This is a genomic window from Streptomyces kebangsaanensis (genome assembly GCF_001906585.1).
Lineage (GTDB): Bacteria > Actinomycetota > Actinomycetes > Streptomycetales > Streptomycetaceae > Streptomyces > Streptomyces kebangsaanensis.
The window spans coordinates 82344-87060 of the sequence record NZ_JUJA01000167.1 but is presented as its reverse complement, the minus strand read 5'-3'; the positions used below and the strand labels follow the sequence as shown (position 1 = coordinate 87060).

Below are 4717 nucleotides of genomic sequence, written 5' to 3'. Positions count from 1 at the left end.
CCCGCCGACCTCGTGGTCTACGCCGAGGACCCGCGCGCGGACGTACGGGTACTGGCGGCACCGCGGCGGGTGGTGCTGAACGGGAGGGTGGTCGGCTGAGAGCTGGGGGAGGTCCCCCGACGTTCCCTTGCAAGCCCTGTCCGATCCATGGGGACGCGATCGGATGGGGCTTTTCGTGTGCGCGAGGACGTGTGGAGCCTTGCTCAACGGAGGACACGATTCAGTCACAGGATCTTCACGACTGCCGGAGCGTGTCCCCTTTTTTGCGCATTAGCCCCTTGTTTCGCCTCTGTATGTTCAAGTCGATCAAGATCATTGACCGTGACTTGTCAAAGGGGGCACCAAAAAGATGAAGGAAGAGGCATCTCCGCCGTGGGTGCGGCATCCGTTGCCGTCCCGGACACGCTTGAGACGCATAGCTCTGGTGGCGGTGCTGGCGCTGTCGGTGGGTCTGGTCGAGGCGGGAACGGCAGTCGCCAAGNCCCGCCTCGACCGCCGCGGAGCAGCCGAAGCCGCTGGGGCCGGCGGAGGCGGAGGACGCGGCGTCGGCGCTGTTGATGGCGCGGCTGCAGGACCGGCGGATCGAGGTCACGGGGGAGCGAACCGACTCCACGACGACGTGGGCGAACCCGGACGGGACCACGACCGTGGAGTCCTACACCGGGCCGATCCGGGTGCGGGACGAGCACGGTACCTGGCGGCCGGTGGACACCACGCTGGTCGCGGGCGGCGGGGTGGTGGCGCCGAAGATGGCGGCCGCCGATGTGACGCTCTCGGACGGCGGTACGGACCAGACGCTGGTTCAGGTCGAACGCGGAAAGCATGCGCTGGGCGTCGCCTGGGAAGGCAAGCTGCCCAAGCCCCGGCTGGACGGAGCGACCGCCACATATTCCGGCGCGGTAAAGGGCGGTGACCTGGTCGTCACGGCCCTGAAGGAAGGCTTTACGCACAACGTGGTGCTGCGTGAACGCCCGGACGGGCCGGTGCAGTACCGGCTTCCGGTCGATGCCACGGGCCTGCACCTGAAGGAGACCTCCGACAAGCGGCTGCTCTGGGAGGACGCCAAGGGCGAGGCGAAGGCCGGTGCACCGGCGCCGGTGATGTGGGACTCCTCGCGCGACAAGGTGTCCGGGGAACCGGAACACCTCGCGCCGGTCGATGTGGACATCATCGACGCCAAGGACGGCAAAGGTCAGGTGCTGGTGCTCAAGCCCAGCGCCGAGTTCCTGTCGGATCCCGACGTGAGATATCCGGTGACGATCGACCCCACCGACTCACTGATGGGTCCGGTGACCGACACCTGGGTGCAGTACAAGGACTACCTCACCTCGCAGCGCGGCTCGACCGAGCTGAAGGCGGGCACGTACAACGGCACTGAGAAGGCCCGGTCCTTCCTGAAGTTCAACGTCTCGAAGTACACCGGGAAGCACGTTCTCGACGCGAAGCTGCGGCTGTACTCGTACTACTCGTCGACGTGCGACACCAACAACTCCGGTATCCAGGTACGGCGGATCACCTCCGACTGGGATCCGTCGGCGATCACCTGGTCGGTACAGCCGTCCACCACGACGACCGGCGCAGTGACGATCAAGGACGCCAAGGGCTACGGCCCCTCTTGCCCTGCCGGATACAACACGTGGAACGTCAGCTCCATCGCGCAGTCGTGGGCGGACGGGCAATCCAACTACGGCCTGCGGCTGGCCGCGGTCACCGAGACCGACCCGCTCACCTGGCGCCGTTACCGGTCGGCGAACTACGTCGACGGCTCCCACGACCCGACCTCCGAGCCGTCGCTGACGGTGCAATACAACACCAAGCCGGGCACGCCGACCGCTCTGTCCCCGTTGACCGGGGCGGCCACCAACAACACAAGGCCGACGCTGTCGGCCAAGTCGACGGACGCCGACGGTAACACCGTCACGCTGAGCTTCGAACTGTGGAAGTCGGACGGCACCGCAGCACTGCAGTCCGGCAAGTCGGTGTCCGTGGCGTCCGGGGCCACGGCGACGTGGACGCCCGGGACTGCGCTGGCCCAAGGCTCGTACAAGTGGCGGGCGATGGCTTCCGACGGCACCGACTCCAGTGCTTGGTCGTCGTTCCAGACCTTCACGGTCGACACCACCAAGCCGGGCGCGCCGTTCGTGTCGTCCACGGACTACCCACAGGACGGGAAGTGGCACGGCGGCGGGGGTACCCCGGGCAAGTTCACCTTCAGCCCGGCCGCCGGCACCAATGACCTGGTCGGGTACGTGTACTCGCTGGACGGCGCCGCGTCACAGCCCCTGACCGCCACCGGCTCGACCACGGTCACGCTCACCCCCTCCGCCGACGGCCACCGCACCCTGCGCGTACAGGCCAAAGACAAAGCGGGCAACGTCTCCACGGCCGTCACCTACGACTTCCTCGTCGGTCAGGGTGCCATGGTGCAGCCCGCCGAGGGCGCCGTCAGCGCTCGCCGGGTGAAGCTGGAGGTCGACGCGCAGCCCAAGTACACGCGCGTCACCTTCCAGTGGCGGCGCGGCCCGGGAGCCTCCGTCTACGACGTCCCGCTCGCGAACCTGACCAAGGCCGACAACACCCCGTTCACGGCACAGAAGACGCCACTGTCCGCCATGGGCACGCACGCCAACTGGTCCGTACTGGAAACCCTCGGCCAAATCGGCGGCGTGGTCCAGGTACGGGCGCAGCTCTATACGGACAACGACGCGGATGCCGCGTACATCAGCGAGTGGCGGGGCTTCACCGTCGACCCGAACGCCGACGGCGCTGTCTCCGAGGAGATCGGCCCCGGCTCGGTGAACCTGCTCACCGGTGACTACTCCGTCGGTGTCACCGACGCCGACGAGTTCGGCCTGTCGTCCTCCCGCACCGCCTCCTCCCGCGGCACCGACCGCGGCTGGATGCCGCAGGGCGAGCGGCTGACCGCCAACCAGCAGGACGTATCCACCGACACCAGCGGCTTCACCGCCACCACGGCCGCCCTCAGCCGCGTCACCAACCTCGGCCAGGACGGCTCCACGGACTCGCTGAAGGTCCTTCCGGCATCGAGTACGAGCGGCGACACCTACGCGTCGGTCGGCGGCGACAGCGGAGCGCTGCGACTCGGCATGAAGCCGGGCAAGACCTACCGCTTCTCCGCCTGGGCCTACGTCCCGTCGGCGACCGGCCTGTCCCCGCAGCACGCCAACGGCCTGCGGCTGTACGCCGCCTTCGCCACCCCGTCGGGTACCGTCACGAAGATCTCGCGGAAGGTGCCGTACACCGACGCCTGGGCGGAGCTGACGCTGGACTTCACCGTCCCGGCCGACGCCACCTCCGCCTACCTGCGGCTGTACAACGGCTTCGCCGCCGACTCCGGCAGGGCGGTCCACTACGACCACCTGTCGCTGCGCGAACTGGTCGCACCGTTCGGCCCCGAGTGGGCGGGCGGAGCATCCGGGGGCGTCACGGACAACGACTACTTCTCGCTGACCTTCCCGGGCAAGGACGTGGCGGTCATCACCGCCTACGACGACACCACGATCACCTTCGCCAAGAGCTCCGACGGCTCCTTCAGCCCGGAGCCCGGCGCCGAAGGACTGATTCTGAGGGCGTCCGGCGGCAGCTATCTGCTGACCGATGACGACGGCACGATCACCACGTTCAAGAAGCAGACCGGCTCGGACGTGTACGTGGTCGAGTCCGTTTCCGGCACGGACGAGGCATCCACCAGTCGGTACACCTACGACACGACCGACGGCCGCTCCCTGGTCAAGCGGGTGATCGGCGAGGCAGAGCCGGGCGTCGACGACACCGCGCAGTGCACTGGCAACGTGCCAGCGCGTGGCTGCGAGGTGCTGGAGTACGTCTACGCCACCGCTACCACCGCCACGGTCAGTACTCCCGGCGACGTGGTCGATCGGGTCAAGGCGGTGCGGATCTGGTCGTGGGACCCGGACGCCGGCGAGGTCAATGCCGTCGACGTGGTCACCTACCGCTATGACCTGGCTGGTCGTCTGGTGGAGGTGTGGGACCCGCGCAAGGCGTCGAGCGGCGACACCACCACGTTCAGGACGAAGTACGCCTATGACAGCGCCGGCCGCCTCACCTCCATCGACACCACCGGTGAGCTGCCGTGGTACTTCGACTACGGCAAAGCCGGAGCCGACCAGGACCCGGGCCGGCTGCTGAAGGTCCGCCGCCCCGCGCTCAAGCCGGGCAGCAAGGACGTCGTCGAGGGCGAGACCGCCTCCAAGGTGGTCTACGAGGTGCCGCTGACCCGCGCCAAGGGCGGCCCGTACGACATGTCCGGTGCCAATGTGGCCACCTGGGGCCAGGCGGACGCGCCCACGGACGCCACCGCCGTCTTCGACGTCGAGTCGGACCCGGGCACCCACACCGCCACGGCCACCACGCCCGGAAAGGACGGCTACCAGCAGGCCACCGTCCACTACCTCAACGCCTCGGCACAGGAGGTCAACACCGCGACGTGGTCGCCGACCGGTGTCGGTGACATCGGCACCACCGAGTACGACCGGTTCGGCAACACCGTCCGCACCCTGGATGCCTCCGGCCGGCTGCTGGCCCTCGGCAAGGACGACGATTCCGACGAGAAGGCGGCCGAATTGGAGCTGCCGGACGACCCTGCGGCCCGCGCCGGGTTGCTGGACAGCCGCAGCATCTACAGTCGCGACGGCCTCGATCTGCTCGAAGAGCTCGGCCCCGTCTACCGGGCACG

Annotated in this window: 1 protein-coding gene; it reads left to right on the top strand. The window is 68.4% G+C overall.

Annotated elements, in window-relative coordinates:
- Nucleotides 1-647: 647 nt before the first annotated feature.
- A partial coding sequence (locus RH94_RS41020) for a DNRLRE domain-containing protein (RefSeq protein ID WP_234426265.1) occupies nt 648-4717 on the top strand: 4070 nt, incomplete at its 3' end.